Origin of the sequence: Streptomyces sp. NPDC015130 (assembly GCF_043080005.1) — a bacterium.
Lineage (GTDB): Bacteria > Actinomycetota > Actinomycetes > Streptomycetales > Streptomycetaceae > Streptomyces.
The window spans coordinates 509,635-535,966 of sequence record NZ_JBIBVC010000002.1 but is presented as its reverse complement, the minus strand read 5'-3'; the positions used below and the strand labels follow the sequence as shown (position 1 = coordinate 535,966).

Annotated in this window: 26 protein-coding genes, 1 other RNA gene and 1 pseudogene; 18 read left to right on the top strand and 10 right to left on the bottom strand. The window is 73.3% G+C overall.

The window, feature by feature from the left end:
- The first annotated feature begins 3 nt into the window (after positions 1–3).
- The gene (locus ACF08F_RS05680) at positions 4–1,329 is read left to right on the top strand and encodes a phosphatidylserine/phosphatidylglycerophosphate/cardiolipin synthase family protein (RefSeq protein ID WP_392297204.1); all 1,326 of its coding nucleotides are present in this window, start codon (positions 4–6) and stop codon (positions 1,327–1,329) included.
- 33 nt (positions 1,330–1,362) lie between these two features.
- Here the strand turns inward: ACF08F_RS05680 and ACF08F_RS05675 are convergent.
- Positions 1,363–1,788 (bottom strand): annotated as a pseudogene (locus ACF08F_RS05675) (response regulator); the annotation flags it as partial.
- 92 nt (positions 1,789–1,880) lie between these two features.
- On the opposite strand from ACF08F_RS05675, the gene ACF08F_RS05670 reads away from it, so the two are divergent.
- The 4 genes from ACF08F_RS05670 (at position 1,881) to ACF08F_RS05655 (ending at position 5,702) form a co-directional block, all read left to right on the top strand.
- Positions 1,881–2,429 (top strand): GNAT family N-acetyltransferase, encoded by a 549-nt coding sequence (locus tag ACF08F_RS05670; protein ID WP_392297203.1) that lies wholly within the window; start codon positions 1,881–1,883, stop codon positions 2,427–2,429.
- Between the two features lie 299 nt (positions 2,430–2,728).
- On the top strand, positions 2,729–3,583 hold the full coding sequence (locus ACF08F_RS05665; protein ID WP_392297202.1) for a MaoC/PaaZ C-terminal domain-containing protein: 855 nt from the start codon (positions 2,729–2,731) through the stop codon (positions 3,581–3,583).
- Between the two features lie 77 nt (positions 3,584–3,660).
- A complete protein-coding gene (locus ACF08F_RS05660; protein WP_392297201.1) occupies positions 3,661–4,737 on the top strand; it encodes a Zn-dependent alcohol dehydrogenase in 1,077 nt (358 codons plus the stop codon).
- 20 nt (positions 4,738–4,757) lie between these two features.
- The gene (locus ACF08F_RS05655) at positions 4,758–5,702 is read left to right on the top strand and encodes a 3-oxoacyl-ACP reductase (protein ID WP_392297200.1); all 945 of its coding nucleotides are present in this window, start codon (positions 4,758–4,760) and stop codon (positions 5,700–5,702) included.
- Positions 5,703–6,030: 328 nt separating this feature from the next.
- On the opposite strand, the gene ACF08F_RS05650 is transcribed toward ACF08F_RS05655, so the two are convergent.
- The gene (locus tag ACF08F_RS05650; RefSeq protein ID WP_392297199.1) at positions 6,031–7,170 is read right to left on the bottom strand and encodes a hypothetical protein; all 1,140 of its coding nucleotides are present in this window, start codon (positions 7,168–7,170) and stop codon (positions 6,031–6,033) included.
- 302 nt (positions 7,171–7,472) lie between these two features.
- On the opposite strand from ACF08F_RS05650, the gene ACF08F_RS05645 reads away from it, so the two are divergent.
- The 4 genes from ACF08F_RS05645 to ACF08F_RS05630 are packed head-to-tail and all read left to right on the top strand — an operon-like array spanning position 7,473 to position 11,420.
- Entirely contained in the window at positions 7,473–8,303 is an 831-nt protein-coding gene (locus ACF08F_RS05645; RefSeq protein ID WP_392297198.1) for a Nif3-like dinuclear metal center hexameric protein, read from the top strand.
- Positions 8,300–9,043, top strand: coding sequence for a zinc ribbon domain-containing protein (locus ACF08F_RS05640; RefSeq protein WP_392297327.1), 744 nt, complete (start codon positions 8,300–8,302; stop codon positions 9,041–9,043). The genes ACF08F_RS05645 and ACF08F_RS05640 overlap by 4 nt, the downstream gene beginning before the upstream one ends.
- Positions 9,043–10,524, top strand: coding sequence for a bifunctional RNase H/acid phosphatase (locus ACF08F_RS05635; RefSeq protein WP_392297197.1), 1,482 nt, complete (start codon positions 9,043–9,045; stop codon positions 10,522–10,524). The genes ACF08F_RS05640 and ACF08F_RS05635 overlap by 1 nt, the downstream gene beginning before the upstream one ends.
- 56 nt (positions 10,525–10,580) lie before the next feature.
- Entirely contained in the window at positions 10,581–11,420 is an 840-nt protein-coding gene (locus tag ACF08F_RS05630) for a GNAT family N-acetyltransferase (RefSeq protein WP_392297196.1), read from the top strand.
- A 28-nt stretch (positions 11,421–11,448) separates the two neighbouring features.
- On the opposite strand, the gene eda is transcribed toward ACF08F_RS05630, so the two are convergent.
- Both eda and yaaA read right to left on the bottom strand, forming a co-directional pair.
- Positions 11,449–12,132, bottom strand: a complete 684-nt coding sequence (eda, locus tag ACF08F_RS05625) for a bifunctional 4-hydroxy-2-oxoglutarate aldolase/2-dehydro-3-deoxy-phosphogluconate aldolase (RefSeq protein WP_392297195.1) — start codon at positions 12,130–12,132, stop codon at positions 11,449–11,451.
- 63 nt (positions 12,133–12,195) lie between these two features.
- Entirely contained in the window at positions 12,196–12,963 is a 768-nt protein-coding gene (gene yaaA, locus ACF08F_RS05620) for a peroxide stress protein YaaA (protein ID WP_392297194.1), read from the bottom strand.
- Positions 12,964–13,058: 95 nt separating this feature from the next.
- Between yaaA and ACF08F_RS05615 the strand changes: the two genes are divergently transcribed.
- Positions 13,059–14,501, top strand: coding sequence for an RNB domain-containing ribonuclease (locus ACF08F_RS05615; RefSeq protein WP_392297193.1), 1,443 nt, complete (start codon positions 13,059–13,061; stop codon positions 14,499–14,501).
- Here the strand turns inward: ACF08F_RS05615 and ACF08F_RS05610 are convergent.
- Together ACF08F_RS05610 and ACF08F_RS05605 are read right to left on the bottom strand one after the other, a co-directional pair.
- Positions 14,446–15,309, bottom strand: coding sequence for a hypothetical protein (locus ACF08F_RS05610; protein ID WP_392297192.1), 864 nt, complete (start codon positions 15,307–15,309; stop codon positions 14,446–14,448). The genes ACF08F_RS05615 and ACF08F_RS05610 overlap by 56 nt on opposite strands.
- The gene (locus tag ACF08F_RS05605) at positions 15,306–16,058 is read right to left on the bottom strand and encodes a MerR family transcriptional regulator (RefSeq protein WP_392297191.1); all 753 of its coding nucleotides are present in this window, start codon (positions 16,056–16,058) and stop codon (positions 15,306–15,308) included. Before ACF08F_RS05605 ends, ACF08F_RS05610 begins: the two co-directional genes overlap by 4 nt.
- Positions 16,059–16,136: 78 nt before the next feature.
- Between ACF08F_RS05605 and rnpB the strand changes: the two genes are divergently transcribed.
- An RNA gene (gene rnpB, locus ACF08F_RS05600) (RNase P RNA component class A) lies at positions 16,137–16,535 on the top strand.
- Between the two features lie 583 nt (positions 16,536–17,118).
- Here rnpB and ACF08F_RS05595 read toward each other — a convergent pair.
- Positions 17,119–17,298: a hypothetical protein gene (locus ACF08F_RS05595; protein WP_392297190.1), complete on the bottom strand. Its 180-nt coding sequence runs from the start codon at positions 17,296–17,298 to the stop codon at positions 17,119–17,121.
- Between the two features lie 134 nt (positions 17,299–17,432).
- On the opposite strand from ACF08F_RS05595, the gene ACF08F_RS05590 reads away from it, so the two are divergent.
- From ACF08F_RS05590 to ACF08F_RS05560, 7 genes are all read left to right on the top strand, one after another.
- A complete protein-coding gene (locus ACF08F_RS05590; protein WP_392297189.1) occupies positions 17,433–17,873 on the top strand; it encodes a hypothetical protein in 441 nt (146 codons plus the stop codon).
- Positions 17,874–17,923: 50 nt separating this feature from the next.
- Positions 17,924–19,369, top strand: coding sequence for a hypothetical protein (locus tag ACF08F_RS05585; protein ID WP_392297188.1), 1,446 nt, complete (start codon positions 17,924–17,926; stop codon positions 19,367–19,369).
- Positions 19,366–19,890, top strand: a complete 525-nt coding sequence (locus ACF08F_RS05580; RefSeq protein WP_392297187.1) for a hypothetical protein — start codon at positions 19,366–19,368, stop codon at positions 19,888–19,890. Before ACF08F_RS05585 ends, ACF08F_RS05580 begins: the two co-directional genes overlap by 4 nt.
- Positions 19,891–19,938: 48 nt before the next feature.
- A complete protein-coding gene (locus ACF08F_RS05575) occupies positions 19,939–20,448 on the top strand; it encodes a hypothetical protein (protein WP_392297186.1) in 510 nt (169 codons plus the stop codon).
- Between the two features lie 593 nt (positions 20,449–21,041).
- Positions 21,042–21,392, top strand: a complete 351-nt coding sequence (locus tag ACF08F_RS05570; protein ID WP_392297185.1) for a hypothetical protein — start codon at positions 21,042–21,044, stop codon at positions 21,390–21,392.
- A 175-nt stretch (positions 21,393–21,567) separates the two neighbouring features.
- Positions 21,568–22,698 carry an acyltransferase domain-containing protein gene (locus ACF08F_RS05565; RefSeq protein WP_392297184.1) on the top strand — a complete coding sequence of 377 codons (1,131 nt, stop codon included), beginning with the start codon at positions 21,568–21,570 and terminating at the stop codon, positions 22,696–22,698.
- A 161-nt stretch (positions 22,699–22,859) separates the two neighbouring features.
- Positions 22,860–23,831 carry an aromatase/cyclase gene (locus tag ACF08F_RS05560; protein WP_392297183.1) on the top strand — a complete coding sequence of 324 codons (972 nt, stop codon included), beginning with the start codon at positions 22,860–22,862 and terminating at the stop codon, positions 23,829–23,831.
- 108 nt (positions 23,832–23,939) lie between these two features.
- Here the strand turns inward: ACF08F_RS05560 and ACF08F_RS05555 are convergent, their stop codons facing one another.
- The 3 genes from ACF08F_RS05555 to ACF08F_RS05545 all read right to left on the bottom strand — a co-directional run bounded on the left by ACF08F_RS05555 (position 23,940) and on the right by ACF08F_RS05545 (position 26,234).
- On the bottom strand, positions 23,940–24,197 hold the full coding sequence (locus tag ACF08F_RS05555) for an acyl-CoA carboxylase epsilon subunit (RefSeq protein ID WP_392297182.1): 258 nt from the start codon (positions 24,195–24,197) through the stop codon (positions 23,940–23,942).
- A gap of 213 nt (positions 24,198–24,410) precedes the next feature.
- Complete coding sequence (locus tag ACF08F_RS05550; RefSeq protein WP_392297181.1) at positions 24,411–25,352, bottom strand: nucleotide disphospho-sugar-binding domain-containing protein; 942 nt, start codon at positions 25,350–25,352, stop codon at positions 24,411–24,413.
- 105 nt (positions 25,353–25,457) lie between these two features.
- Complete coding sequence (locus ACF08F_RS05545; protein ID WP_392297180.1) at positions 25,458–26,234, bottom strand: BTAD domain-containing putative transcriptional regulator; 777 nt, start codon at positions 26,232–26,234, stop codon at positions 25,458–25,460.
- Positions 26,235–26,332: the final 98 nt, after the last annotated feature.

The following is a 26,332-nucleotide window of genomic DNA, read 5'->3' as shown; positions in this document are numbered from 1 at the left end:
CGGGTGATATCGATCAAGAACGACAAGCAGCACGGCGGCAAGGGAACGGGCGGGAACAGGTTCCGAACGGCCGTGACCGCGCTGGCCGTCGGCGCCGCCCTGACGGTCGCGCCCTCGGCCTCGGCCGAGCCGGTCCTGGCGGTGACCACCGGCGCCCTGTTCAACGACCCGAACAGCAGCGACGCCGCCGCGCGGGGGCGGATCCTCTTCCACCTGGGCGACCTCGTCGACGGCGCCGAGGCGGGGTCGTCCATCCGGATCTCCCTCTACCTCTTCCAGTCGGTGTACCTGGCGAACAAGCTGGGCGAGGCGCACAAGCGGGGCGTCACCGTCCAGGTCGTCGTCGACGCCGACAGCCGGTCCACCGGGCTCGACACCCTGAAGACCCGGCTGGCGGACCCGGCGGGCAGCCCCGACTCCTGGGTGCGGACCTGCAAGCCGGAGGAGGCCTGCCTGGCGCTGGACCCGGGCACCACGGAGGCGGACCCGAACGGCACGTACGACAACGTCAACCACAACAAGTTCTTCCTGTTCTCCCGTACCAAGGGCAAGGGCGACATCGCGGTCGACGACGTCGTCGTGCAGGCCTCCGGGAACCTCACGAGCCAGGACACCGACGACTGGTGGAACGACGCGCTCACCGTCGTCGGCAACACCGCCCTCTCCGGCGCTTACGGGCAGTACTTCGGCGACCTCGCGGCGGCCGCCGCCGGACAGATCCCGCAGGTCGCCGACTACGCCCACGACACCCAGGCCGGCAAGGCGAAGGTCTACTTCTTCCCGAGGTCCGGCTCGGACACGGTCGTCAACATCCTCGGCACGGTGGCACCGGTCGGCACCCCGGACTCCTGCGGCGGCAACTCCGCCGGCTTCGGCACGAGCGACGGCCGTACGAAGATCCGCATCGCCCAGGGCCACATCACCCGCACCGACGTCGCCAGGAAGCTGTGGGAGCTCGCCAACGCGGGCTGCCACATCGAGATCGTCTACCGTTCGCTCGACAACTGGACCGCCGACGACAAGCCCATGGGGCAGGTGGCCAACTGGCTGACCAGGCCGGTCACGGGCAAGGGCCGCATCACCCTGCACCAGCTCGACAACGACAAGCGCGGCGGCTCCGACTCCCACACCAAGTACCTGCTGATCGAGGGCACGTACTACGGCGGCGTGAACAAGAAGATCGTCTTCACCGGCAGCCACACCTACACGACGACGGCGCTCCGCTACAACGACGAGACCCTGCTCAAGTACGAGGACGCGACGGTCTTCGACGCCTACGTGAAGAACTTCGAGGCCCAGCGGACGGCGGCCCAGACCGAGGGCCTGTAGGCGCCCGCCCTACAGCCGCTCCTCCTCTTGGCGCGCGGCGGCCGCGAGGGCCGGGTCGACGACCGTCTCGCCCCGCAACACCTGCCGGACCGCCTCGGCCAGCTCCGCCACGGGCCCGTCCTTCACCAGGAGCCCCGCCGCCCCGGACTCCGTCGCCCGCCGGAGAAGGCCGGGGCGGCCGGAGGTCGCGAGGATCAGGACCCGGCAGTCCGGCACCTCGTCACGCAGGCCGGCGGCGGCGTCGAGGCCACCGCGTCCCGGCAGCTCGACGTCGAGGAGCGCCACGTCGGGCCGCGAGAGCAGCGCGGCGTCCACGACCTCGTCGCCCCGCCCGACCTGCGCGACGACCTCGATGTCCGGCTCCATCCCGAGCAGCAGGGCGAGCGCCCCGCGCGTCGTGCCCCGGTCCTCGGCGAGGAGGACGCGTACGGACTTCGCCGGGCGGTGGTCCTGCGGCATCTCGGTCACGAGGAACAGCGTAGATCCGCGGGCGCGGGACCGCCCCGCGAACTCCCCCCGCTCTCGCACGGGCGTGCGGTAGGTTGCCCGTCATGACTCAACTCGGGCCTGACTCCTGGCCGCCGGCTCCGCTGAAGACCGAACGGCTCGTGCTCCGAGGGTCCGAGGCGCGGGACCGGGCGGCGTTCGTCGAGCTGTTCTCCTCGCCCGAGGTGGGGGTGTACGTCGGTGGGGCCCGGCCGCGTGAGGAGCTCGACCGGGCGATGCCCGAGGTGCCGGGGCAGCGGCCTGGACTGTTCGTGATCGAGCTCGACGGAGCGATGATCGGCATGATCACGCTCGACCGGCGCGACGCGGAGCGGCCCGGTCACGTCCGTCCGGAGGGCGGGGAGGCCGAGCTCGGCTACCTGCTGCTGCCGGAGGCCTGGGGGCACGGGTATGCGGCCGAGGCAGGCGCGGCGGCGCTCGGCTGGTTCGCCGGGGCGTGTCCCGGCGAGCCGGTGGTGCTCGGCACGCAGACCGCCAACGCCCGCGCGATGCGCCTCGCGGAGAAGCTGGGGTTCACCGAGGTGGAGCGCTTCGAGGAGTACGGCGCCGAGCAGTGGTTCGGCGTGCGGAACTCCGGCGGGCCGGCCGGCTGAGTCCGGGCCCGGCCCCGCCCCTTCGTCGCCCCGTTCGTGGCCCTCGCCACGGGCGGGGCGTCCTCGTGTCCGCCGCGAGTTCTGCCCCGCGAGTCATTTCTGACGTACCGTCAGGCATGCCGTGCCCGGAGGGTTCCCAACTCCCCGCGCCTCGGCTATACATGAGATCCACCGACCTAGAACGCGTTCTAGAACGGCCGCGTCCGGGACGGTCCCGCACGGCCTCGGTGCGACCGACGGTGCGGACGGTCGCATCGAGGTCTTTCCCCGCCACCTCGCCCACGAGGAGCAGCAGCCCGATGCCGATCGACCCCGCCAAGGCCGTCGCCGCCGAACCCCGCAGCGCCGAGATCTCCTGGGACCACAAGGACGTCCAGCTCTACCACCTGGGACTCGGCGCGGGCACACCCGCGACCGACCCCGACGAGCTCCGCTACACCCTGGAGTCCAGGCTCCACGTCCTTCCCAGCTTCGCCACCGTCGCCGGCGCCGGCATGGGCGTCGTCGGCGGGCTCTCCGCCCCCGGCATCGACATCGACCTCGCCGCCGTCCTCCACGGCGGCCAGTCCGTCACGCTCCACCGCCCCGTCCCCGTGCACGGCCGCGCCGTCTCCACCTCCCGCGTCGCCGCCGTGTACGACAAGGGCAAGGCCGCCGTCCTCGTCCTGCGCAGCGAGGCCTCCGACGCCGACGGCCCGCTCTGGACCAGCGACGCCCAGATCTTCGTACGCGGCGAGGGCGGCTGGGGCGGCGACCGCGGGCCCTCCGAGCGCCTCGCGCTCCCGGACCGGATCCCCGACGCCACCGTCGAGCGCCCGATCCGCGAGGAACAGGCCCTGCTCTACCGGCTCTCCGGGGACTGGAACCCGCTCCACGCCGACCCCGAGTTCGCCAAGCTCGCCGGCTTCGACCGGCCGATCCTGCACGGGCTCTGCTCGTACGGCATGACCCTCAAGGCCGTCGTCGACACCCTGCTCGACGGGGACGTCACCCGGGTCCGCTCCTACCGCACGCGCTTCGCCGGGATCGTCTTCCCCGGCGAGACCCTGCGCCTGCGGATGTGGGCGGCCGAGGGCCGCGTCCAGGTGGCGGTCACCGCCGTGGAGCGCGACGACGCCCCCGTGCTCGCCGACACCGTCGTCGAGCACTCCTGACCCGTGGATCCGTACCGACCGGATCCGTACCGAGCAGATCCGTACCGAGCAGATCCGTACCGATTGGAGTCGCACCCATGCGCGCAGCCGTACTGCACGAGATCGGCCAGGACAAACTCGAGGTGCTCGACGACGTCGAGGCGGTGGGCTTTGGCCCCGGGAAGGTGCGGATCCGGGTCCGGGCCACCGGTCTCTGCCACTCCGACGTCTCCGCGATGAGCGGCGTGCTCCCGCAGCCCGCCCCCTTCATCCCCGGCCACGAGGGCGCGGGCGAGATCCTCGACATCGGCGACGGCGTCACCCACCTCACCCCGGGCCAGCGCGTCCTGCTCTGCTGGCTGCCCGCCTGCGGCACCTGTCCTGCCTGCAGGCGCGGCCAGACACAGCTCTGCCTGGCCGGCTTCATGAACGCCGGCACGCCCAACTTCAAGCGCCCCGGCGGGGACGTCTTCGGCTTCGCCGGCACCGGCACCTTCACCGAGGAGGTCGTCGTCGACGCGGGCTGCGCCGTCCCCATCCCCGACGACGTGCCCTTCGACATCGCCGCCCTCATCGGCTGCGGCGTCACCACCGGCCTCGGCGCGGCCATCAACACCGCGAAGGTGGAGGCCGGTTCCTCGGTCGCCGTCATCGGCTGCGGCGGCGTCGGCATCTCCGCGATCCAGGGCGCCAAGCTCCAGGGCGCCGCCCAGATCATCGCCGTCGACCCCGTCGAGTCCCGGCGCGAGGCCGCGCTGCGCTTCGGCGCCACCGAGGCCATCGCCCCGGACGCGCTCGCCGACGCCAAGCAGCGGATCACCGCGGGGGAGGGCTTCGACTACGTTTTCGAGGTCGTCGGCAAGTCCGCCACCGCCCGCACCGCCTACGACACGACCCGCCGCGGCGGCACCCTCTGCATCGTCGGCGCCGGCGCCCTCGACGACAACCTCCAGCTCAACATGTTCGAGCTGTTCTTCGACGAGAAGCGGATCCTGCCCTCCATGTACGGCGGCGGGGACGTCCTCACCTCGTACGAGCGGACCATCGCGCTCTGGCGGGCCGGCCGCGTCGACCTGGAGTCGCTCATCACCCACCGCGTACCGCTCGCGGGGATCAACGAGGCCCTGGAGCAGATGCGTACGGGCACGGCTCTTCGCACCTGCATCGAGATCTGACCCGAGAGGACTGCTGCGAGATGTCACTCCCCCTTGAGGGCTTGAGCGCGATCGTCACCGGCGCCGGACGGGGGCTCGGCCGCGCCGAGGCGCTCGAACTGGCCCGGCTCGGCGCCGCCGTCGTCGTCAACGACTACGGGCAGGCCGGCCGCGACGGCTCCGGAGAGGCCTCCGCCGCGCCCGCCGAGGAGGTCGCCGCGGAGATCCGCGCGGCCGGCGGCCGGGCGGTCGCCCACCTCGGCGACGTCTCCGACTTCGAGACGGCGCGGGGCCTGGTCGACCTGGCGGTGAGCGAGTTCGGGAAGCTGGACGTCCTGGTCAACAACGCGGGCATCCTGCGCGACCGGATGGTCTTCTCGATGAGCGAGGACGAGTGGGACTCCGTCGTACGGGTCCACCTCAAGGGCCACTTCAACACCACCCACTTCGCCGCGGTGCACTGGCGGGGCCGGTCCAAGGCCGGGGAGACCGGCGTCTACGGCCGGATCGTCAACACCTCCTCCGAGGCCTTCCTCGCCGGCTCGGCCGGACAGCCCAACTACGCGGCGGCCAAGGGCGGCATCGTGGGCCTGACGACCTCCTCGGCGCTCGCGCTCGCCCGGTACGGGGTCACGGCCAACGCGATCTGCCCGCGGGCCAGGACCCGGATGACGGAGGACGTCTTCGCGGGCTTCGCGGAGCCGGCGGCCGAGGGGGACCTCGACCCGCTGTCCCCGGAGCACGTGGCGCCGCTCGTCGGCTACCTGGCCTCCCCGGCGGCGGCCGGGGTCAACGGCCAGCTGCTCGTCGTCCACGGCGGGATGGTGGCGGTCGTGGACCGGCCGAAGGTGGCGGCCAAGTTCGACACCGCCAAGGAGGCGTTCACATACGAGGAGCTGGACGCCGTGCTCACCCCGCACTACGCCTCCCGGCCGGCGGGCGAGACCTTCGCCGCGGCCGAGGTGCTCGGCCTGAAGAAGGGCTGAAAGGGGGCGCGGGGGACGGACGGGGAAGTGGGGAAGGCGGGGAACGGCGATGGGCCCCGGGGAGACCCGGGGCCCATCGCCTTCCTCACCGACCGCTGCTGGACTGCTCGGTCACTGCGCGTCGGGTTCGCGACGGTGGCGACCGTGCGGCGAGGACGTGGAGTCCTCCGCCGGCGACGCCTCGCCGCGATGCCTTCCGGAGCCGCTGGGCTCCTTACCCTCCGTGCTTGCTTCCGACATGCTGGAACTCACCCCGTATGAATCGGTCTTTCGGTGTTGCTGTGCAACCGGTGAGTTTAGTGATGCGGACGGACAAGGAGGGAACGGTTCAGCCCGCGGGTCTCCGGTCCGTCAGGGGCGCCTGCTGCAGAGGTACCGGGCGGCACACCCGGGGCTCGTCGACGGCCACCACCACCGGCACCGGCTCGGGCTCGGGCGGCGCCTCCAGCTCCGCGAGGCCGCAGGGCGCCCCGGCCGTCGCGTACGGCAGCCGCAGCACGCCCTCCGCGGTCCACAGCCCCGCGCCGGCCAGCCAGCCCGCGGGCGCGGCCGACTGGACCAGCCGGCGCGAGGAGGGCTCCCAGGTCCCCACCCAGCTCCCGCCCGCCGCGTCGATCCGCAGTGCCACCGAGCAGCTCTCCGGCATCAGGACCTGACCCGGCTGCACCGCGAACGGCGTCACGACCGCGTCCTCGACCTTCAGGCACTCCGGGAAGCGCACCGGCAGCAGGCTGCCGAGCACACCCCAGCCGAGCCGCTCGCGCCCCGGCGACGGCGCGTCGGAGCCGATCAGGAGCAGCCCGCTGTCCGGGTCGGCGAGGAGCAGCCGGTCGTCGCTCTCCTCGGTGATCTGGAGCAGCGGGGTCACCTCGCCGCCCCGCTCCAGGTCGACCGCGACGGCCTTCACCGGCCCGCCGTCCAGCCGCCGGTCGAGCGCGAGCATCCGGCCCGTACGGTCGAGCCACACCCCGCCCGAGCAGCGGCCCCTGACCTCGGCGACCTGCTCGGGGCCGAAGGCGCCGCCGGCGACGAGCCACAGCGTCGTCGTCTCGGGCCCCGCGCACATCACGTACGCGCAGATGCCGTCCGGCGAGGGCGGCAGCAGGACCAGCCGCTCGGAGCCGGCCGCCTCGACCGCGCCGAGCTGGAGCTCGCCGGTGGCCGGGCCGGTGGGGTAGAGAAGGGAGAACGTGGTCCGCCGCCCGTCCACGCGGCGGGCGACGAGGACCCGGCCGTCCGCGAGGGGCAGCAGCTGGGTGTGCGGCTCCTCCGGCTGACCGAGGGGGAGCGGGACGGCGTACGGCTCGGGGCCGTCGAGCGTCCACCGCTCCACGTACAGGGCGTCTCCGGCGCCCGCGAGCCTGGCCGCGTACGCGCCGTTGGCCGTGATCGTGAAGCCGGCCGACCCCGTGGGGTTCTTGTCGCGGTCGTCGTCCTCGGCCGCGGTCTCGATGGCACACGCTGTCATCGACTCGTCACCTCCGGCCATGAAGCTAGTTTTCGCACTTCCTGCCGAACAACACGAGCCCGGTCACTTCACACATAAGGGTGGTCGTGCGGCGGTTCGGCTGTGGGTGAGGGGGCGGCTGTGCTGGAGTGGCCCGAGATGAGCAAGGTAAGGCGAGCCTAAGCGGAGCAGGTGACTCCGGTGCGGCCGCGCCCGGAGGCGACGCGGATCGGCACGGACACCGGCGCGGACAGGCCGTCCGTCGCAGTGGGTTGTCCACAGGTCAGGACGGCGGGGCGCGGGGTGCAGGTAGCCTTTCCCTCGTGCCCCGTCTGTCTGAAGTCATCGCCGCGCTCGACGCCCTCTGGCCGCCAGAGCGGGCCGAGTCGTGGGACGCCGTCGGCACCGTCTGCGGCGACCCCGACGCCGAGGTCGGCCGCGTCCTCTTCGCCGTCGACCCCGTCCAGGAGATCGCCGACGAGGCGATCGCCCTCGGCGCCGACCTCCTCGTCACCCACCACCCCCTCTACCTGAGGGGTACGACGACGGTCGCGGCCGGTCACTTCAAGGGCCGCGTCGTGCACGAACTCATCAAGCACGACATCGCCCTGCACGTCGCGCACACCAACGCCGACACCGCCGACCCCGGCGTCTCCGACGCCCTCGCCGGCGCGCTCGACCTCCGGGTCACCGGCCCCCTCGTGCCCGAGAACAACCTCGGCCGGATCTGCGAGCTCGACCACCCCGAGACCCTCGCCGAGTTCGCGGCCCGCGCCGCGAAGCGGCTGCCCGCCACCGCGCAGGGCGTCCGGGTCGCCGGCGACCCCGACATGGTCCTGCACCGCGTCGCCGTCAGCGGCGGCTCGGGCGACAGCCTCTTCGACGCCGTACGGGCCGCGGGCGTGGACGCCTTCCTCACCGCGGACCTGCGCCACCACCCCGTCTCCGAGGCCACCCAGCACGCGAACCGGTCCGGGCCGCTCGGCCTGGTCGACGCCGCCCACTGGGCCACCGAATGGCCCTGGTGCGAGCAGGCCGCCGCCCAGCTCGACGCGATCTCCGACCGCCACGGCTGGGACCTCCGCGTCCACGTCTCGAAGACGGTCACCGACCCCTGGTCCTCCCACCACACCTCTCCTGGAGCCCCCAACTGAACGCCGCGCCCGCCGACCAGATCCGCCTCCTCGACGTCCAGGCCCTGGACGTCCGACTCCAGCAGCTCGCCCACAAGCGCAAGTCGCTCCCGGAGCACGCCGAGATCGAGTCGCTGACCAAGGACCTCACGCAGCTGCGCGACCTGCTCGTCGCCGCGCAGACCGAGGAGAGCGACTGCGGCCGTGAGCAGACCAAGGCCGAGCAGGACGTCGACCAGGTCCGCCAGCGCGCCGCGCGCGACCAGCAGCGGCTCGACTCCGGCGCCGTGTCCTCCCCGAAGGACCTGGAGAACCTCCAGCGCGAGATCGTCTCCCTCTCCAAGCGCCAGGGCGACCTGGAAGAGATCGTCCTGGAGGTCATGGAGCGCCGCGAGTCCGCCCAGGAGCGCGTCTCCGAGCTGACCGAGCGGGTCTCCGCCGTCCAGGCCAAGACCGACGACGCCACCGCCCGGCGCGACGCCGCCCAGGGCGAGCTGGACGCCGAGGCCGCCACCGTCACCAAGGAGCGCGAGCTCGTCGCGGGCTCCGTCCCGGACGACCTGCTCAAGCTGTACGACCGGCTGCGCGAGAAGCAGGGCGGCATCGGCGCGGCCCGGCTGCACCAGCGCCGCTGCGAGGGCTGCCGCCTGGAGCTCGACGTCACCGAGGTGAACGAGATCCGCGCCTCCGCGCCCGACAAGGTCGTCCGCTGCGAGAACTGCAGCCGGATCCTGGTCCGCACCTCGGAGTCCGGCCTGTAATGACCACGGCACGCGAGCTGATCGTCGAGGCGGACGGCGGCTCCCGGGGCAACCCGGGGCCCGCCGGATACGGGGCCGTGGTCCTGGACCCGGTCACCGGGGAGACGCTCGCGGAGGCCGCCGAGTACATCGGCGTGGCGACGAACAACGTCGCCGAGTACAAGGGCCTCGTGGCGGGGCTCACGGCGGCCCGGGAGCTCTTCCCGGACGCCACCGTCCACGTCCGCATGGACTCCAAGCTGGTCGTCGAGCAGATGTCCGGCCGCTGGAAGATCAAGCACCCGGACATGAAGCCGCTGGCGGCCGAGGCCGGCCGGGTCTTCCCGGCGGGCCGCGTCCGCTACGAGTGGATCCCGCGCGAGCTGAACAAGCACGCGGACCGGCTCGCCAACGAGGCGATGGACGCCGGCAAGCAGGGCCGCCGGTGGGAGCCGTCCGGCTCGACGGCCGCGCTGGACGCCACCGCCGCGCGCAACGCCGCGGCCCCGCCCCCGACGGGCCCTCCCGGCGACGCCACGGCGGGCGCCGCGCGCGCCCGTGCGGCCCTGGCGACGCGATCGGGCGGGACGCCCGCGCCGGCCGGGGCCGGGACCTCAGGGACCGGGGCATCCGCTTCCACCGGGCAGGCCGACGACGGCCTGTTCGCCCACGACGAGGCCCTCGCGGCCCAGGCCCGCGCCTCCCTGGCCTCGGCCGCACCGGACGCCTCGGCCGCATCGGACGCCTCGGCCGCCGCGCACGCGGAGGCGACCGGCGACTTCGAGGCCGAGGCGGCCGCCGTCGTCCACACGGAGCCGGCCGCGCAGGCCGCCCCGGCCTCCGCAGCACCCAGGCAGGGGTGGGCCGGGCCCGACATGGGGGCGCCGGCGACGTTCGTGCTGCTGCGGCACGGCGAGACCGCACTGACCCCCGAGAAGCGGTTCTCGGGGAGCGGCGGCACCGATCCCGAGCTCTCGGCGGCCGGGCTGCGGCAGGCCGAGGCCGTCGCCGCCGCGCTGGCCGCGCGCGGCACGATCCAGGAGATCGTCAGCTCGCCCCTCACCCGCTGCCGACAGACCGCCGCCGCCGTCGCCGCCCGCCTCGGGCTCGACATCCGGGTCGAGCGGGGGCTGCGCGAGACCGACTTCGGAGCCTGGGAGGGCCTGACCTTCGGCGAGGTCCGCGAGCGGTACCCGGACGACCTGGACGCCTGGCTGGCCTCCCCGAAGGCCGCTCCGACCGGCGGGGGCGAGAGCTTCGCGGCCGTCGCCCGGCGCGTCGCCGCCACCCGGGACCGGCTGACCGCCGCCCACGCGGGCCGCACCGTCCTCCTCGTCACCCACGTCACCCCGATCAAGACCCTGGTCCGGCTCGCGCTCGGCGCCCCGCCGGAGTCGCTGTTCCGGATGGAGCTGTCGGCGGCCTCGATCTCCGCCGTCGCGTACTACGCCGACGGCAACGCCTCCGTACGGCTCCTCAACGACACCTCGCACCTGCGCTGAGGCGCCGCGGGAAAAGGGCTGGACCCCCGGCTCCCGGCGTACCACCATCACCGTTCATGACGTGGTACTTCACCGAGGACGTCGACACCTTCCGCACCGCCGCGGGCGAACTGCTCGCCGCCGAGGCGGCCCGCAACACCGCCGTGCTCACCCTCATGGACTCCGCAGGGCGGCTCGGCTGGTGGGCCGAGCCCGACGGCCGGGTCACCGGGGTGCTCGCGATGTCCCCGCCGCGCGAGCCCTCGCCAGGCCCTGTCGACCTGGGTGTCGTGACGGTGGAGGCGGCCCGCGCCCTCGTCCTCCCGGAGGGCGAGACCCCGACGTCGGTACGGGGTGAGACGGCGGCCGTCGAGGCCTTCGCGGAGGCGTACGCGCGGGCCACGGGCCTCCCCCGGACGGTCACCGGCCGGATGCGGCTCTTCCGGCTCGGCGAGCTGGTCCCGCCGGACCCCGCCCCCGCCGGCCGCGCCCGGACCGCGGTCGAGGCCGACATCCCGCTCGTCGCCGCCTGGGCGCGGGAGTTCGCCCGGGCCGTCGGGGACGAACCGGCCCCGGACGCGGACTTCACGGAGCACGTCACGGAGCGGATCACCGAGGGCCGCCTCGTCCTCTGGGAGGCCCCCGACGGACGCCCGGTGTCGATGGCGTGCGTCTCGCGCACGATCGAGGGCCAGGCCCGGGTCCACCTCGTCTACACCCCGCCCGCCGAGCGCGGGCACGGCTACGCGGCCGGTGCCACCGAGGCCGTCAGCCGGGCCGCGCGCGAACGCGGTACCGGGCAGGTCCTCCTCTTCACGGACCTCGCCAACCCCACCAGCAACGCCCTCTACCGGCGGCTCGGCTACCGCCCGGTGATCGACCACCTGGGCGTCCGGTTCACCGGCGCGGGCGACTGACGGAGGCGCCGGAGTCCGGGGCGGGTGCTCAGGACTCCGGGTCGAGGGCTCCGGAGGACGTGCTGGGGGCCCCGGAGGCCGGGGAAGGCGCCCGGAGCGCCGCCGCGTCGCGGGCGAGGGCCTCGACGCGGGGCCAGTCGCGGGCCGCGAGAGCCGCGGGCGGCAGCATCCACGTACCGCCGACGCAGCCGACGTTCGGGAGGGCCAGGTAGGCGGGCGCGGAGGCGAGGGAGACGCCGCCCGTCGGGCAGAAGCGGGCCTCCGGGAGCGGGCCGGCGAGGGACTTCAGGTACGGGACCCCGCCCGCCGCCTCCGCCGGGAAGAACTTCATGTCCCGCACCCCGCGTTCGAGCAGCGCGACGACCTCCGAGGCCGTGGAGACGCCCGGCAGGAAGGGCACGCCCGACTCGCGCAGCGCGCCGAGGAGCCGCTCGGTCCACCCGGGGCTCACCAGGAACCGGGCCCCGGCGCCGACCGCGGCCGCGACCCCGGCGGCCGAGACGACCGTGCCCGCGCCGACGACCGCCCCCGGCACCTCGGCGGCGACGGCCCGGACGGCGTCGAGCGCGGCCGGGGTGCGGAGGGTGACCTCGATCAGCGGGAGGCCGCCGGCGACGAGGGCGCGGGCCAGGGGGACGGCGTCGGCGGCCTCCTCGATCACCACCACGGGGACGACGGGAAGGGCGGGGGCAAGGTCGAGCACGCTCGTCATGAGCTTCATCGTGCCCAGGGCGAACGTCCTGCGCAACGAGCGTTGCGCAGGACGCAACACGCCCTAGTGGATCTCGTCCACCAGCACGTCCAGCGCCCCTGCCTTGCCGCCCTCCTCCACCACGTACCCCAGGTCCCGCAGGGCCGCCGTCAGCTCCCACGGCGACGCGGGCTCCGCGCCCGCCTCCAGGAGGCTCCGGACGATCCGGCCCTTCGTCGCCTTGTTGAAGTGGCTCACCACCTTCCGGGTCGGCGCGTGCAGCACCCGCACCGTCGCCGTCCGGCCCGCGAGCTCCCCCTTCGGCTTCCACGCCGACGCGTACGCCGACGAGCGCAGGTCCAGGACGAGCCCGTCCCCGGCCGCCTCCGGGAGCACCGACGCCATCGCGCCCCGCCAGTGCGCGCCCAGCGCGCCGAGCCCCGGCAGCTTGACCCCCATCGAGCAGCGGTACGACGGGATCCGGTCCGTCACCTTCACCGCGCCCCACAGCCCAGAGAACACGAGCAGGGACCGCCCCGCGCGCTTCCGGGCCGCCGCGTCCAGCGTCGCCAGACCCAGCGCGTCGTACAGGACCCCCGTGTAGACCTCGCCCGCCGGGCGCGCGCCCGCGGTCCGCAGCTCCACGTTCTTCGCGACCTCGCCGCGCAGCCCCTCGCTCAGCCCGAGGACCTCGCGCGCCTTCTCCTCGTCGGCGGCGCACAGCTCGACCAGCTCGTCCAGGACGGCGGCCCGCGCCTCCGCGAGCCCCGGCAGGGACAGCGACTCCGGCTTGAGCGGCGCCCCGCGCCCCGAGGAGGCCTTGCCTTCGGAGGGCGGCAACAGCACGAGCACGGTGGTTCTCCTTCGTCCGTACGGGGGTGGGGGTGCGGCCCCGGCAGTCCAGCCTACGAGGTGCCGCACCCCTCCCTTCCTCATACGCTCGGTCCATGCCCCGCCGCCACATCCACGTGACCGGCGCAGCCGAGGCTCCGCTGCGGGCCGCCCTGCGCGCACTGCGTACCGAGCTCGCGATCCCCGACACCTTCCCGCCCGCCGTCCTCGCCGAGGCCGAGGCCGCCGCGAAGAACCCCCGGCTCCCCGCGTACGACGCCACCGACCTGCCGTTCCTCACGATCGACCCGCCCGCCTCCACCGACCTCGACCAGGCCATGCACCTGGCCCGGCGGGCCGACGGCGGCTACCGCGTCCACTACGCCATCGCCGACGTCGCCGCCTTCGTCGCACCCGGCTCCGCGCTCGACGCCGAGGCCCACCGGCGGGTCCTCACCCTCTACTTCCCCGACACCAAGATCCCCCTGCACCCCGCCGTCCTCTCCGAGGGCGCCGCCAGCCTCCTCCCCGGCGAACCCCGCCCCGCGCTGCTCTGGCGCATCGACCTCGACGCCGAAGGCCGCAGGGTCGCCACCGACGTCCGCCGCGCCCTCGTCCGCAGCCGCGCCAAGCTCGACTACGCGGGCGTGCAGCAGCAGATCGACTCCGGCACGGCCGAGGAACCCCTCGCGCTCCTGCGCGAGATCGGACGGCTCCGGGAGGCCCTGGAAGCCGAGCGCGGCGGGATCTCCCTCAGCGTCCCCGAGCAGGAGGTCGTCGAACGCGACCACACGTACTCCCTCGCCTACCGGGCGCCGCTCCCCGCCGACGGCTGGAACGCCCAGATCTCCCTGCTCACCGGCATGGCCGCCGCCGACCTCATGACCGCCGCCGGCACCGGCATCCTCCGCACCCTGCCCACGGCCCCCGACGGCGCCGTCGCCCGGCTGCGCCGCTCCGCGCGGGCCCTCGGCGTCGACTGGCCGCACCACGTCTCGTACGCGGACGTCGTCCGCTCCGCCGACCCCGAGAACCCGCGCCACGCCGCCTTCCTCCAGGAGTGCACCACCCTCCTGCGCGGCGCCGGGTACACCGTCTTCACCGACGGACACGTCCCCACCCCGGCCGTGCACGCCGCCGTCGCCGACGAGTACACCCACTGCACCGCGCCGCTGCGGCGGCTCGTCGACCGGTACGCGGGCGAGCTGTGCGTCGCGGCGGTCGCGGGGAACGAACCGCCCGAGTGGGTCAGGGCCGCGCTGCCCACGCTCCCCGACGAGATGGCGGCGGGCACGCGCCGCGCCAACACCGTCGAGCGCGGATGCGTCGACATCGTCGAGGCGGCGCTCCTGAAGGAGCGGGTCGGCGAGGTCTTCGACGCGTACGTGATCGACGTCAAGGAACGCGAACCCGCCGTCGGAACCGTCCACCTGGAGGACCCGGCGGTCGTCGCCCGGATCGCCGGCGGCACCTCCCGCCTGCCGCTGGGGGAGTGGCTGCGGGTCAGGCTCGCGGAGGCGGACCCGGGCTCGGCGAAGGTGCTGTTCGCGCCCGCGTGAGCGCGCCGGACAAGGCGTCGGCCAGGGCCTTCGGGTCGTCGGCGTGGACCCGGACGACCCGTACGGGCCGGGGCGCGCCGAGCAGCCGGGGCGCGTCGACGGGCTCGGTCAGCTCGATGGTGAGGGAGGTCTGCGAGCCGACGGCGAGGTTCAGCTCGCCCTCGGTCCTCTCGTGCGTGAACAGCGACTCGCGGCGGACGGACGCGATCAGGGCGAGCGGTACGCGGACGTCGACGTGGGCCGCCTGCCGCAGGCGCAGGACGTCACCGGTCAGGACGTGCGGGCGGGTCACCGAGGCAGCGTGCAGGCCGAGGACGAAGAGCACGGTGTAGACGTCGAGGACGAGGACGACCGCGTGGACGACGGGCCAGTCGGAGAGGAGGTACGACATGCCGACGGACTCGACGACGCAGACGAAGGCGAAGCCGTGGAAGAGCGCGGCCTGGTCACGGGCGTGCGGGAAGACCCCGCCCGCGCCCGCGACCCCGTGCGGCCGCCGCGCGACCCACCGCACCAGGCTCGTCATCAGCCGCAGCTCGTGTCCGACGAGCCGCAGCACGGCCTCGGGGACGAGCTCGGCGACGGCCTCCCGCGCGGACAGCCCGCGCCGCCGCAGGCGGAGGAAGACCAGCCCGGTGACCGCCAGGAGGGCCACGGTCACCACCTCGGTGAAAGCGAGAACGGCCCCGGGTATCCGCACCCCGGCGACGAGGCAGACGGCGAGGACCACCTCGGCGGGCAGCGCGGCGTACGCGAGGAGCCGCAGGACGCGCAGGACCGGGCGGAGCCGGTCGTCGGAGCCGTTCATCGTGTCCCTCCCTGATGCCGTTCCCGGACGAGCCGCATCGCGAGGCGGACGGCGGCGGACTGGGCGGGGGCGAGGTCGCCGAAGAAGGCGTCCGCGAGCCGGCTCGTCCCCTCGGCGGGCAGCTCCCCGCCCACCTCGTCCGGCAGACAGGCGGCCAGCACCCCGGCGGCCTCGGCCACCCGCGGATCGTCCGGCTCCGCCTCGGCGAGGGCGTCGAACCGCGCGTACACCTCGTGCGCGTACTCCGCCGTCCCGTGCAGCAGCCCCATCAGCCGGGCCCGCTCCTCCTCCGGGACGACGGTGTCGAGCAGGGCGAGGATCTCGCGGTCCTTCGCCGCCATCGGCGAGTCCGGCGCCGGGCCGAGCCCCGCCAGGAGCTCGCCCAGCTCCGCCGACACGGGCCCCTCGGCGGGCAGCAGCCCGTCCCGCGCCCGCTCCAGCAGCGCGCCGAGCCGCTCCCGCCGCTCCCGGATGACCGCCTCCTGCCGGGCGAGGTCCTCCGCCAGCTCCCCGAGCACCTCCACGAGCCCCCGCCCCTCGTCGTCCGCGAGCACCGCCCGCACCTCGTCGAGTCCCAGCCCCAGCTCGGTCAGCCGCCGGATCCGCGCGAGCAGCACGGCGTCCCGGATCCCGTACTCCCGGTACCCGTTGGCCCGCCGCGCGGGCTCGGGCAGCAGCCCGGACTGGTGGTAGTGCCGCACGGCCCGCGGGGTGACCCCGACGAGCGCGGCGATCTCGCCGATTCGCATGGCCCCAGTAGAAACCCTGACGCTGCGGCAAGGTCAAGCGCGCTCCGGAGCTGCGGGTAGCATGGTCGGCACGGCAGACGAGCCGGGCGGGCGGCCGCGTGGAGATCCTCGGATCTTCCCGAGGAACGTCCGGGCTCCACAGAGCAGGGTGGTGGCTAACGGCCACCCGGGGTGACCCGCGGGACAGTGCCACAGAAAACAGACCGCCGGGGACCTCGGTCCTCGGTAAGGGTGAAACGGTGGTGTAAGAGACCACCAGCGCCTGAGGTGACTCAGGCGGCTAGGTAAACCCCACTCGGAGCAAGGTCAAGAGGGGACACCCCGGTGTCCCTGCGCGGATGTTCGAGGGCTGCTCGCCCGAGTCCGCGGGTAGACCGCAGGAGGCCGGCGGCAACGCCGGTCCTAGATGGATGGCCGTCGCCCCGACGACCGCGAGGTCCCGGGGGACAGAACCCGGCGTACAGCCCGACTCGTCTGCCCCTACCTGGGGCTTTGCCTCGGAAAGGGCCTCTGACCTGCGCCGGAGGCCCATTCCGGTCTTTCGGGGGCTTGCCGCGTTAGGCGGCGGAAAGTCCCTCGGAAGTCCCTCGGACAACACTGAAAGTCCCTGAAAAATCCCTGGCGCGGAGGCGCGGAGGGGGTAATCAGGTTCCTCTGGCCTCAGCGCGCGGCATGCGAGAGCTCGGCGGGAATGTACCGATGCGGCAGACCGCAACGCTCGTCGTCGAGATCATCGAGATTCCCGGAGTCCTTGCGCCGGCCGAGCTCGTCGAGAGCGAACGGGATGCCATCCTCGACGCAGCCCCCGTCGTCCGGGCGGACGAGCGGCTGGCTGTCGGACGACCCCGAACGAGTGCTGCCGACCTCTGCACTGCAGCTCGTACGGGGCTCTGCAGATCAGCTCGTACGCGGACAACCTGGGGTCCGTTCCGACGACGGTCCCCAGCAGGGCTTCCCCGTTCTCGAAGACGGAGACCACATAGCCGGCCGGGTTGTCCTCGTCCGAAGTCATGGAGAAGTAGCAGCCGACCTCGCCCCTGCCGGACATCGGCCTCGCGTCCTACACCCCGATGGCCTTCTGCTGGGCCTCCGTGAACGTGGCTTCGCACACGGAGTTCTCGGTCACTCCGCTGGTGCTGGTGGGCGCCATGGCCACGTGCTGCCCGGAGTCCGCCTCGGCGGACGTGGCCGGCTGCTGTTCGGACGCGGCACACGCCGACGCCAGAACGGCAAGCGGCACACCCGCACGGTTTCAGGAGCGTGCGCCAGCCGCGGCGCGATTCAGCCACTCCAACGCCCTCTGACCCGATCTAACTCTCTGTACGCGGTCCCCGTTCCGTAAGTTACTTGAGGGACTATCAATGGGGGAGATACATGGCTTGGGACGAATGGGAGCAGATCAAGGCGAACGCGGCAGCCCAGCAGTCCACGCCGATGCGGCTGAACCAGCTCGCGCCGAATGCGGGAGGTGGCGGTGCCGGCAAGCCGGACCTGGCCTCCAGCCCAGCGGCTAAGAAGGCGGCGGCGAAGGCGGTCGACGACGACCTGGAGCCGGGGGTCACGAGGGACGGCAAGCACGCGGCCGAGACCACGAATGCCGCGGTCAAGGCGTTCGGGGCGAAGGACGGCCACGGCTGGGACACCTCCGGTGCGCTGCAGAGAGCCCACGAGACGTGGGAGAAGCAGGTCAAGATGCTGCTCGGGCGCCTGGCCTCGGAGAAGCAGGCCCTCAGTGCGACCGGTATCAGCGTGCAGAACAACGAACTCGACATCGCCGCCCGACTGGCCCGCCAGTCGCGGATTCAAGGCATCTGACGGGCTGGTGGACCGGCCTCAGGGGAGTCATGCCGACCTATCACGAAGCCATGAGCACCGACCTGTCCACGTTGACCGCCGCCGCGGGCAAGTGGGAAGAGATGGCCGCCAAGTTCAAGACGCTCGAGGAGCGGTACGAGAAGGACGTCCACGGCGTCTCGCTCGGCGAATCCTGGATCGGCCTGAGCGCCCAGGCCGCCAACGACAGGTTCACCATCACCCTGAAGGAGCTCCAGGGGGCGCAGAAGGAGGCGAAGGCCGTCGCCGGCGTCCTCCGTGACGCGCACACGCAGCTCACCGACCTGCGCAACCGGGTCAAGGCGATCCGTGACGATGCCGTCAAAGCGGGCATGCGTGTCTCCGACCAGGGCACCGTCGCTTTCGACACCGCACAGCTCACGCAGGCCGAACGCACGGCCTACGTCCATGACCCCGACTTCCAGCAGACCGCCCGTACCCAGGCGAACGAGTGGGCCGAAAGGCTCGTCAAGGCGGTCAAGGCGGTCACCGACGCCGACGACGGCATTCGCGTGGCCCTCGATGCCGTCGTTCTCGACTCCGACCCCATGGACGGCACCTTCAACGGCTTCAACCGGAACCCCCAGGCCAGCCCCTACCCCTCCCTGGAGGAAGCCGGCAAGGCCGCCAGCATGCCCAAGGACCGCAAGGACATCCCCGCCTGGTGGCAGAGCCTCGACCCGGTCACCCGCGGCATCCTGCTGGAGGACAAGGGCGACGAACTCCGAGCGGCTGGAGTCATGGATCCCCGGTACCAGTGGCATTCGGCCGACTCCGGCTCCGGCCGGTTCAAATCAGAAGAGCCCACCCCCGAGGACCTGTGGTTCCACGCCCGGGCCCTGGCCATCGCGACGGCCGGCGACGCCATCGGAGAGACCGGAGCCTCCCGCAACATGCTGCACTACCTGCGTGGTACTGGCGAAACGCTCGACCTCGACGTGGACCGGATACTGGCCGACGACTCCGACTTCCGGTCAAACATCGAGAACAAGCATGTCGGTACGAACCAGGACGTCTGGCGGCAACAGGCGCTGAACGAGTTCCACGCGGCCGGAGGCGACAGGACCGTGGTCGTCCCGGTCGAGAGCAGGACCAGGCACACAAACCTGCAGAGCGACGAGTGGTTCCACGCGGTGGGAGCCCACGCGCAGAACGTCTCCGGGTTCGTCACCGTCACCCCGGACGCTCACGGCGGCGCACCCAAGGTCTCACTCGACTACCAGGTCAACGTCTGGGACCGCTACAACTGGGACCCCGGCAAGTCCACACCCTTCGCCGACGGCCTCATCAACATCTCGGACGACGACATGGGCCGGCTGCACAAGGTGGGGTTCGCCCAGGAATTTGACATGCAGGGCAGCAGCTCCACCTACCACCACGATCTCAACAGCTCCACACCCCCGGCCACCACTCCAGAGGACCAGGGACGCGAAGGCACCCGGGGCGACGTGTCCCGAGGCGAGGAGAAGAACCGATGAAACTCCGCCGCACCGCGCGAGCCCTTCTGCCGGCCTCGGCCGCCACTCTTGCCGTAGGGCTGACACTCGGCGGCTGTACGTCCGCTCCCTCGGACCACGTCACGCGCACGGCTCCCTCCCCCAGCTGGAAGAAGGGAGCAGATGCCGAAGAGTCGGCGGCATTCATGAAGATCCAGGTCCCCCAGGGGGCGACGGAGGTGAAGGGGGCTGTACGGATCCAGCCACAGGAGAACGTCTACCTGCTGTCCTTCGTCACGAGCGAGCAGGCCGCGGAGGCGATCACCGAGGACCTGCGCCCCGACTACCCCTTGACCGTGGAAAGCCCGTCCTCCTCGTCGCTGAGCGGAGACGGGTTCGAACATCTCGGCCTCACCCCACCGCAAGAGCTCAAGAGCGTGCGGACGACAAGTGCGTGTCCGCCCTGCGTCGGCGACTCAAGGCGGCGCCACATCCAGGGCATCGAGATCTACATCGGCGAGGTCGCGGGGGATCGCGTGCGGGTCTACCTGGCTGCGTACTGACCGGCCCGGCTCCGTGCGACGGCTCGACATCGACGACAAGGAGAGCCGGTGAGGATCAACCCCGTCTTCGTGAAGGGCCTCCTCGGATCTCTCGTCTCCGCTCTGCTCCTCACCTCGTGTTCCACCGGATCCCAAGACCGGGCCACGCGCGACCCCTACCCGTACTGGGAGCCGGGAGCAGGCGCGCGCGAGGCCGCCGACTTCATGAAGGTGGAGGTTCCCGCGGGCGCGACGGAGGTGAAGGGCGCGGTTCAGGCCAATCCGCAGGAGGACGTGTACATCCTCTCCTTCCGTACCGACCGAGCCACGGCGATCGAGATCGCCACCGACCTGCGCCCCGAGAAGCCGCCGACCGCATGGAACGTCAGCGTGAGTCCGGCGTCCGAACTCTTTGGGCACCTCGGCCTCCCTGAGCCAGGCACGCTGAAGGGCTCGCTTTGGGCGGGCGTGTGCCCGCCGTGCGTCAAGGACTACCGGCGCCGCAACGTCGCCTGGGTGGACATCTACATCGAGACTCTGAACGCCGGCCAGGCCCGGGTGTACCTCCACGCCTTCTGATCGCTGCTCTCGCCCGAGACCGCCGCACGGTACGAGGAGACGCTGGCCAGCCTCTCCCGCGTCGACGAGTTCGCCACGACCTGCGACCGTCTGCTCAACGTGCCCGAGGGCGAGGGGTTCGCCGTCCTCGAACTGGCCGAGCTGCTCGACACGACCGACGACGAGGAGGCGGGCCTGCGGGCCGTGACCGCCGTCGTCTCCCTGATCGCGACACCGCTGCGGGCCGTGGCTCCGCTTCGACGGCTCCCGCCTGGCAGAGGAGCGCGGAGCTTGCTACCTCCAACTGGGCCGCCCTGATCTCGCCGAGGAAGCGCTCATCACGGCCCTTGCCCAGCCTCTGTCCCTGCGCCGCCGTGCCGCTGTTCTGAGCGACCTCGCCGTGCTCGGGGCGCACAGGCGGGACGTCGACCAGGTCGTGCACTACGCGGAGCAAGCACTCGGACTGGCCGACCGGGCGAATTCGGGATTCATCGGCAGGAAGCTGGACGGGCTTCGGGGGCGTCTTGCGCCGCTCATGGCCGATGACCGAGTCTCGACTCTTGATCACCGAATCGCGGCGCTTCCGCGCACCGCATGACGAGAGGGACACGCGCATGAATGACGGCCGGATCTTCCGCGAGGCGTGGATCGACGGTGTGAACAAGCACTACCCCGGCGAGCCCAAGCCCGGCTACGTCACGCCGTGGGACGAGACGCCGGAGTGGGAGCGTGAAGCCGCCGCCGTGTACGGGCAGGTGCGCGACTTCATCAAGGCCAGCGACGGGCATGCGGCCCGGCTCACCCGTGAGCAGAAGGGGCGCTTCGTCGCGATCTGCTGGACCGCCCAGATGTTCAAGCATTTCGAGGACCCCAAGCCCGGATACGTCGCCGACTGGGCCGACCTGCCGACCTGGCAGCAGGAGACGGACACGGACATCTTCGAACGCATCGAGCAGGCCGTTTGACCTCAGGAGCGACGACGTCCCCGCCCGGGGCCGATCCGGACGGGGCTCTGTCGTGTCGACCTCCGACAGAAGCGGCCGATCCGCTTCAGAATCCCTCCAGCGGTGCGCTACCGCGCCGCGCGACCCTCGCCAGGCAGCAGTCGTCGACGCTGTGAAGAAGGAGAGGGTTCCCACGATGGCCTCCATCGGCGCACCGCCGCCCACCCCCGTCATCCTCATGCTGCCGGGACAGGGATCCCAGTACCCCGGCATGGCCCACGGGCTCTACGGCACCGAAGCCGTGTTCACGCGGGTCGTCGACGAGGTCCTCGGGCTCCTGGGGGCCGAAGGGCGCCGGATTCGGGACGACTGGCTCGCCGAGCGGCCCCTCGTCGACATCGACGACGTCACCCGTGCCCAGCCGCTGCTCTTCGCCCTCGACGTCGCCTACGGCACCCTCCTCGCCTCCTGGGGCGTCCGGCCCGTCGCGCTCGTCGGGCACAGCGCCGGCGAGTACGCGGCGGCCGTCCTCGCCGGGATCACGCGGCTGCCCGACGCGGTCGCCGCCCTCGACGCCCGCGTACGGGCCCTCGCCACCGCCCCGCGCGGCGGGATGGCCGCGGTGGCCGCCAGTCCCGCGATGCTCACGCCCTGGCTCACCTCGCAGGTCGTCGTCGGCGCCGTCAACGCGCCCTCGCAGGTGATGATCGCCGGACCCGATCCCGAGCTGTCCGCCGTCACCGACGCCCTGACCGCCGGGTCCGTGACCTGGATGCGGGCCAAGGCCACCACCGGCTTCCACAGCCCCTCCGTCGAGGCGGCCTGCGCGAGCACCCGGCCCGCGTACGAGCGGATCGCCTTCAGGGCGCCGCGGACCGTCGTCGTCTCCGGCTACACCGCGCGCCCGCTCGCCGAACCGCAGCTCAGCGACCCGGGGTTCTGGGCCATGCAGCCTGCCAGGACCGTCCTCTTCGGCCCGGCGCTCAGCCACCTCCTCGACGGTGCGGGGCCCGTCGGCGCCGGCCCCTTCCTCCTCGTGGAGGCCGGCCCCGGCCAGGGGCTCTCCATGCTCGCCCGCCGCCATCCGGCCGTCAGCCGGAACGGATCGGTCGTCGCACCCCTCTCCCCCGTAAAGGCGGGTGCGCAGCTCGACGTCCGGCAACTGGCCGTCGTGGCGGCGAAGTTGCGGGAGGGAGGACACCGGCTCGGGTACCGCGCCCCCGCCCCCCTGGAGCCCGTCGCCCCCGGTGGCACCGAGGGCTCCGCCGCCCCTTCCGCATCGCTGGGACAGGACCGGAGACGGACAGCGAGGGCGGACGCCGCCTAGGGCGTGTTGCGAAAGCAGCGCCGGCCGCCCGTCGGGCAGGCGGGACTTTCGCAACACGCCCTAGGCCCTGTCGTCACACTCCCGCTTGCCCTCCGGGCGGACGGCGGGAGTTCGACGGCAGGACCCAGGCCCTGGTTCTCGCCTCCGGAAGGAAGACCTCCTTGAGCACCACAGACGACCCGGCCGTCCACGTCGTCCGGCACGAGACCGTCGTCGCCGCCCCGCCCGAGGCGGTGTTCGCCCTCATGGCGGACGTGACCCGGTGGCCCCACGTGTCCGGTTCCACCGTGTACGCCGAGGTGACCCGGGACGACGGCACGGAGCAGACCCTGCGCGGCTGGGTCCTCGTCGACCGCGCGGTCCGCTCCTGGGAGTCCCGGCGGACCCTGGACCGGACCGCGCGCACGATCACCTTTCGCCGGGACGTCCCTCCCGCGCCGCTGGCCGCGATGGGCGGCGCATGGCGGGTGGAGGCCGGTCCGGCCGGGGCCTGCCGGGTGGTCCTGCGGCACGACTACTCCGTGGTGGACGACGGCCCCGGGACGGCCGAGCGGGTCGCCGAGGCCGTCCGGGCCGCCGGTGCGACGGAGATCGACGCCCTGCGCGCCACCGCCGAGCAGGCCGCCGCCGCGGCCGGTGGGGGACACGAGCTGACCTTCACCTTCAGCGACGGCGGGCGGATCCGGGGATCCGCCCGTGACGTGTACGCCTTCCTCGACCGGGCCGACCTGTGGCCCGAGCGCCTTCCGCACGTCGCCGTCACCCGCCTCACCGAAGAGGAAGGGGGCGTCCAGGTCCTCGACATGGACACCCGCGGCCCCGACGGCTCCCTCCACAGCACACGTGCCGTCCGCGTGAGCTTCCCCGAGCGCGGACTGCTCGTGTACAAGCAGCTGACGGTGCCGCCGTTCATGGCCTGCCACACCGGGCGCTGGACCGTCGTCCAGCACGGGGAGGAGGTCACGGCCACCGCCTGGCACACCGTGACCCTGGACCCGGCCGGTGTCCGGCCGGCCCTCGGCGAGGCGGCGACACTCGCCGACGCCCGGGCCCTGGTGCGCCACGCCCTCGGCACGAACAGCTCCACCGTGCTCCGGTACGCCAAGGCGCACGCCGAAGCCCGCGGGACGTGACACGACGGGTAGGCCGGGGCGGCCCCGGCGAGGGGCGCCGTACACGCGTACGCGCCGGACGGGATGTGAGGGCATCCCGTACGGCGCGTACGTGTCAGGGGGCCGCGGTCAGCGGCCGCGGGGCACCGAGCGCCAGGAACCGGCCGCCTGCGAGCTGTGCGACCTGCTCCAGCGGGCCGCGCGGTCGGACCGGGCGCCGCTCGCCGCGTGCGGCGGCTCGCGGTGCAGCGTCGCCAGCAGGGCGGCGGTCACGGCGGCGACCTCCTCCGGGGTGGGGTTGCCGTTCAGGATCCGCAGGGGGCGGACCGGCGAGGCGGTGGAGTCCGCCGTGTGCGGCGGAAGCGGGAACGGGGTCGAAGCGCTCATGGCGGTGGCCTCCAGTGGGGCGGGGCGGGGCCCCTCGGACGGACGGATACGACGGATACGCGGTCGGTGGATCGGTGATCGGTGCGGCGGAAGCCGGACGGGGCTCCTCGCCAGGTGTACGCGGCCGGGCCGGACGGCAGGTGTACGGGGCGGGGCCGGAAGGCCTCCGAGGGCTTTCCGGCACCCGGCCCTGTTCCGCCGGGCAGGCCAGCCCTAGCCGCCGGCCAGGTCCTCCAGGCGGCCGGCGAAGGCCTCCGGTGAGGGCAGGGCGGCGATGGCGGAGCGCAGGCGCTGGGCGGTCGCCAGGGCCCGGCCGCCGTAGAGGAGGTCGGCGAGGTGGCGGCGCAGCCGCAGGGAACTCCCGGTCTCCCCGGGCTTCTCGGCGGTGACGAGCCGGCGTCCGGCGCCGATCCGGCCCAGGCGGTCGCCCGCCGGGCGGCTGTCGGCGAGGACCAGTTGCGTGACGCCGTGGGCCGCGGCCTCCAGGGTGACGTCGGGGCCGCCCTCGTGGGCGACGGCCACACAGGTCGACAGGACCGGGCCGAGCAGCTCCGGTTCCGCGAACCTGACCGGGGAGCCGGGCCCGCCCAGGGTGCCCAGGGCGACGGCGATCCGGGCCCGCTCGGCGGCGGGGACGAGGACGATCACCTCGACGTCGAGGCCGAGGGCGGCCCGGGCGACGAGGAGTAGCCGTTCGGGCGACCAGCTCTGCGGGGCCCCGGCCGGGCCGGGCCGCAGACACACCCGCAGCAGGTGGTGCGGCTCGCGCAGCTCGTACGGCAACTGTCCGGCGTGGCTGGTGGGCTGGCGTACGGACAGGGCGTCGGGCTCGGCGCCCGACTCCGCCCCGCCGCGCAGCCCCGGCGGGCAGGGGTCGATGCGGACCGGCGCCGGTCCGCCGGCGCTCAGGTGGTCGAGCGGCGTCCACCGCACGACCCGCCCGCCGGACCCCTCGCCGCCGTCCTCCGCCGACACCACGAGGTCGGGGCGCCAGCCGGGGGCGGGCGGAGAGGTGCCGCGGAGCGCGGCGGTCAGGGCGGCGTCGGGCGGCCCGGCCGTGCGGACCTCGTGGCCGGCGGCCGCGCAGGCCTGCGCGGCGGCCGTCATGGCGAGCAAATGCGAAACGGAGTGCCGTGCGGTGAACAGGACACGCATGGGTTCCCCTTCCGGCCGCGCCGTGCGCTTCTGCGCGCACGCTCTTGCCGACCAGGGGACCCCCAGGCGATCCAGCCTCGTTAGGGGGACGCTCGAGCCGGGGCGTCAGGCGTGGTGGGAGGCCTGTCCGGCGAGCTGCCGCAACTCCTCGCCGAGGCGCATCAGGTCGGGCGAGGGGAGCAGCCCGAAGCGCTCGTCGAGGCGGGCGGTGACCGACTCGTACACGCTGAGCGCGCCCGAGACGCGGCCGGAGCGTGCCAGCGCGGTCATCAGGAGCCCGTGCAGCGCCTCGTGGTGCGGGTGCTCCTCGACCAGTGCGGACAGCTCGGGCAGCAGCCGCTCCCCGGCGCCGAGCCGCAACTCGGCGGTCAGGCACCGCTCCAGCACGTCGGTACGGCTCTGCTCCAGGCGCATCGCCTCCAGGCCGAGGGCGGGACCGTCCTGGACGCCGTCGAGGGCGCGCCCCTTCCACAGGGCGAGTGCCTCCCGGAACAGGGCGGCCGCGGCGGCGTCGTCACCGGTCTCGAAGGCCGACTGCCCCCGGGCGCACAGCCGGTCGTAGGTGTGGACGTCCACGGCGTCCTCGCCGGCGAGGAGCGCGTAGCTGCCCGGCCGGGTCACGAGGACGTCCCGGGCGGCGCGCGGGTCCTTGAGGGCCTGTCCGATGGAGTTGCGGAGCTGGAGCACGTACGTCTGGACCGTCATGTGCGCCTTGGGGGCGGCGGCGGCCCCCCACACCTCGTCGACGACGGCGGAGACCGGGACGGCCTGCCCCGCGTGGAGCGCGAGCAGCGCCAGGATCCTGCGGGGCTTCCGGGCGCTCGGGGCGATCGGTACGCCGGCGATGGCAGCGGAGAACGGGCCCAGCATGTCGATCTTCATCGGTGCCTCCTCCTGGTCGTGGGTCCCACCGTCGCACGGGGCTGTGACGGGGGACCAGTGAGGGCGGAACGAGCCAGGGATGAAGCGTTCATGGCCGG

What these genes read in the sequence shown, in the direction of transcription:
- ACF08F_RS05670 (WP_392297203.1), top strand. Translation starts at nt 1,881, where the DNA reads ATGACTCAACTCGGGCCTGACTCCTGGCCGCCGGCTCCGCTGAAGACC.
- ACF08F_RS05665 (WP_392297202.1), top strand. Translation starts at nt 2,729, where the DNA reads ATGCCGATCGACCCCGCCAAGGCCGTCGCCGCCGAACCCCGCAGCGCC.
- ACF08F_RS05660 (WP_392297201.1), top strand. Translation starts at nt 3,661, where the DNA reads ATGCGCGCAGCCGTACTGCACGAGATCGGCCAGGACAAACTCGAGGTG.
- ACF08F_RS05655 (WP_392297200.1), top strand. Translation starts at nt 4,758, where the DNA reads ATGTCACTCCCCCTTGAGGGCTTGAGCGCGATCGTCACCGGCGCCGGA.
- ACF08F_RS05650 (WP_392297199.1), bottom strand. Translation starts at nt 7,170, where the DNA reads ATGACAGCGTGTGCCATCGAGACCGCGGCCGAGGACGACGACCGCGAC.
- ACF08F_RS05635 (WP_392297197.1), top strand. Translation starts at nt 9,043, where the DNA reads ATGACCACGGCACGCGAGCTGATCGTCGAGGCGGACGGCGGCTCCCGG.
- ACF08F_RS05630 (WP_392297196.1), top strand. Translation starts at nt 10,581, where the DNA reads ATGACGTGGTACTTCACCGAGGACGTCGACACCTTCCGCACCGCCGCG.
- eda (WP_392297195.1), bottom strand. Translation starts at nt 12,132, where the DNA reads ATGACGAGCGTGCTCGACCTTGCCCCCGCCCTTCCCGTCGTCCCCGTG.
- ACF08F_RS05615 (WP_392297193.1), top strand. Translation starts at nt 13,059, where the DNA reads ATGCCCCGCCGCCACATCCACGTGACCGGCGCAGCCGAGGCTCCGCTG.
- ACF08F_RS05610 (WP_392297192.1), bottom strand. Translation starts at nt 15,309, where the DNA reads ATGAACGGCTCCGACGACCGGCTCCGCCCGGTCCTGCGCGTCCTGCGG.
- ACF08F_RS05605 (WP_392297191.1), bottom strand. Translation starts at nt 16,058, where the DNA reads ATGCGAATCGGCGAGATCGCCGCGCTCGTCGGGGTCACCCCGCGGGCC.
- ACF08F_RS05590 (WP_392297189.1), top strand. Translation starts at nt 17,433, where the DNA reads ATGGCTTGGGACGAATGGGAGCAGATCAAGGCGAACGCGGCAGCCCAG.
- ACF08F_RS05585 (WP_392297188.1), top strand. Translation starts at nt 17,924, where the DNA reads ATGAGCACCGACCTGTCCACGTTGACCGCCGCCGCGGGCAAGTGGGAA.
- ACF08F_RS05580 (WP_392297187.1), top strand. Translation starts at nt 19,366, where the DNA reads ATGAAACTCCGCCGCACCGCGCGAGCCCTTCTGCCGGCCTCGGCCGCC.
- ACF08F_RS05570 (WP_392297185.1), top strand. Translation starts at nt 21,042, where the DNA reads ATGAATGACGGCCGGATCTTCCGCGAGGCGTGGATCGACGGTGTGAAC.
- ACF08F_RS05565 (WP_392297184.1), top strand. Translation starts at nt 21,568, where the DNA reads ATGGCCTCCATCGGCGCACCGCCGCCCACCCCCGTCATCCTCATGCTG.
- ACF08F_RS05555 (WP_392297182.1), bottom strand. Translation starts at nt 24,197, where the DNA reads ATGAGCGCTTCGACCCCGTTCCCGCTTCCGCCGCACACGGCGGACTCC.
- ACF08F_RS05550 (WP_392297181.1), bottom strand. Translation starts at nt 25,352, where the DNA reads ATGCGTGTCCTGTTCACCGCACGGCACTCCGTTTCGCATTTGCTCGCC.
- ACF08F_RS05545 (WP_392297180.1), bottom strand. Translation starts at nt 26,234, where the DNA reads ATGAAGATCGACATGCTGGGCCCGTTCTCCGCTGCCATCGCCGGCGTA.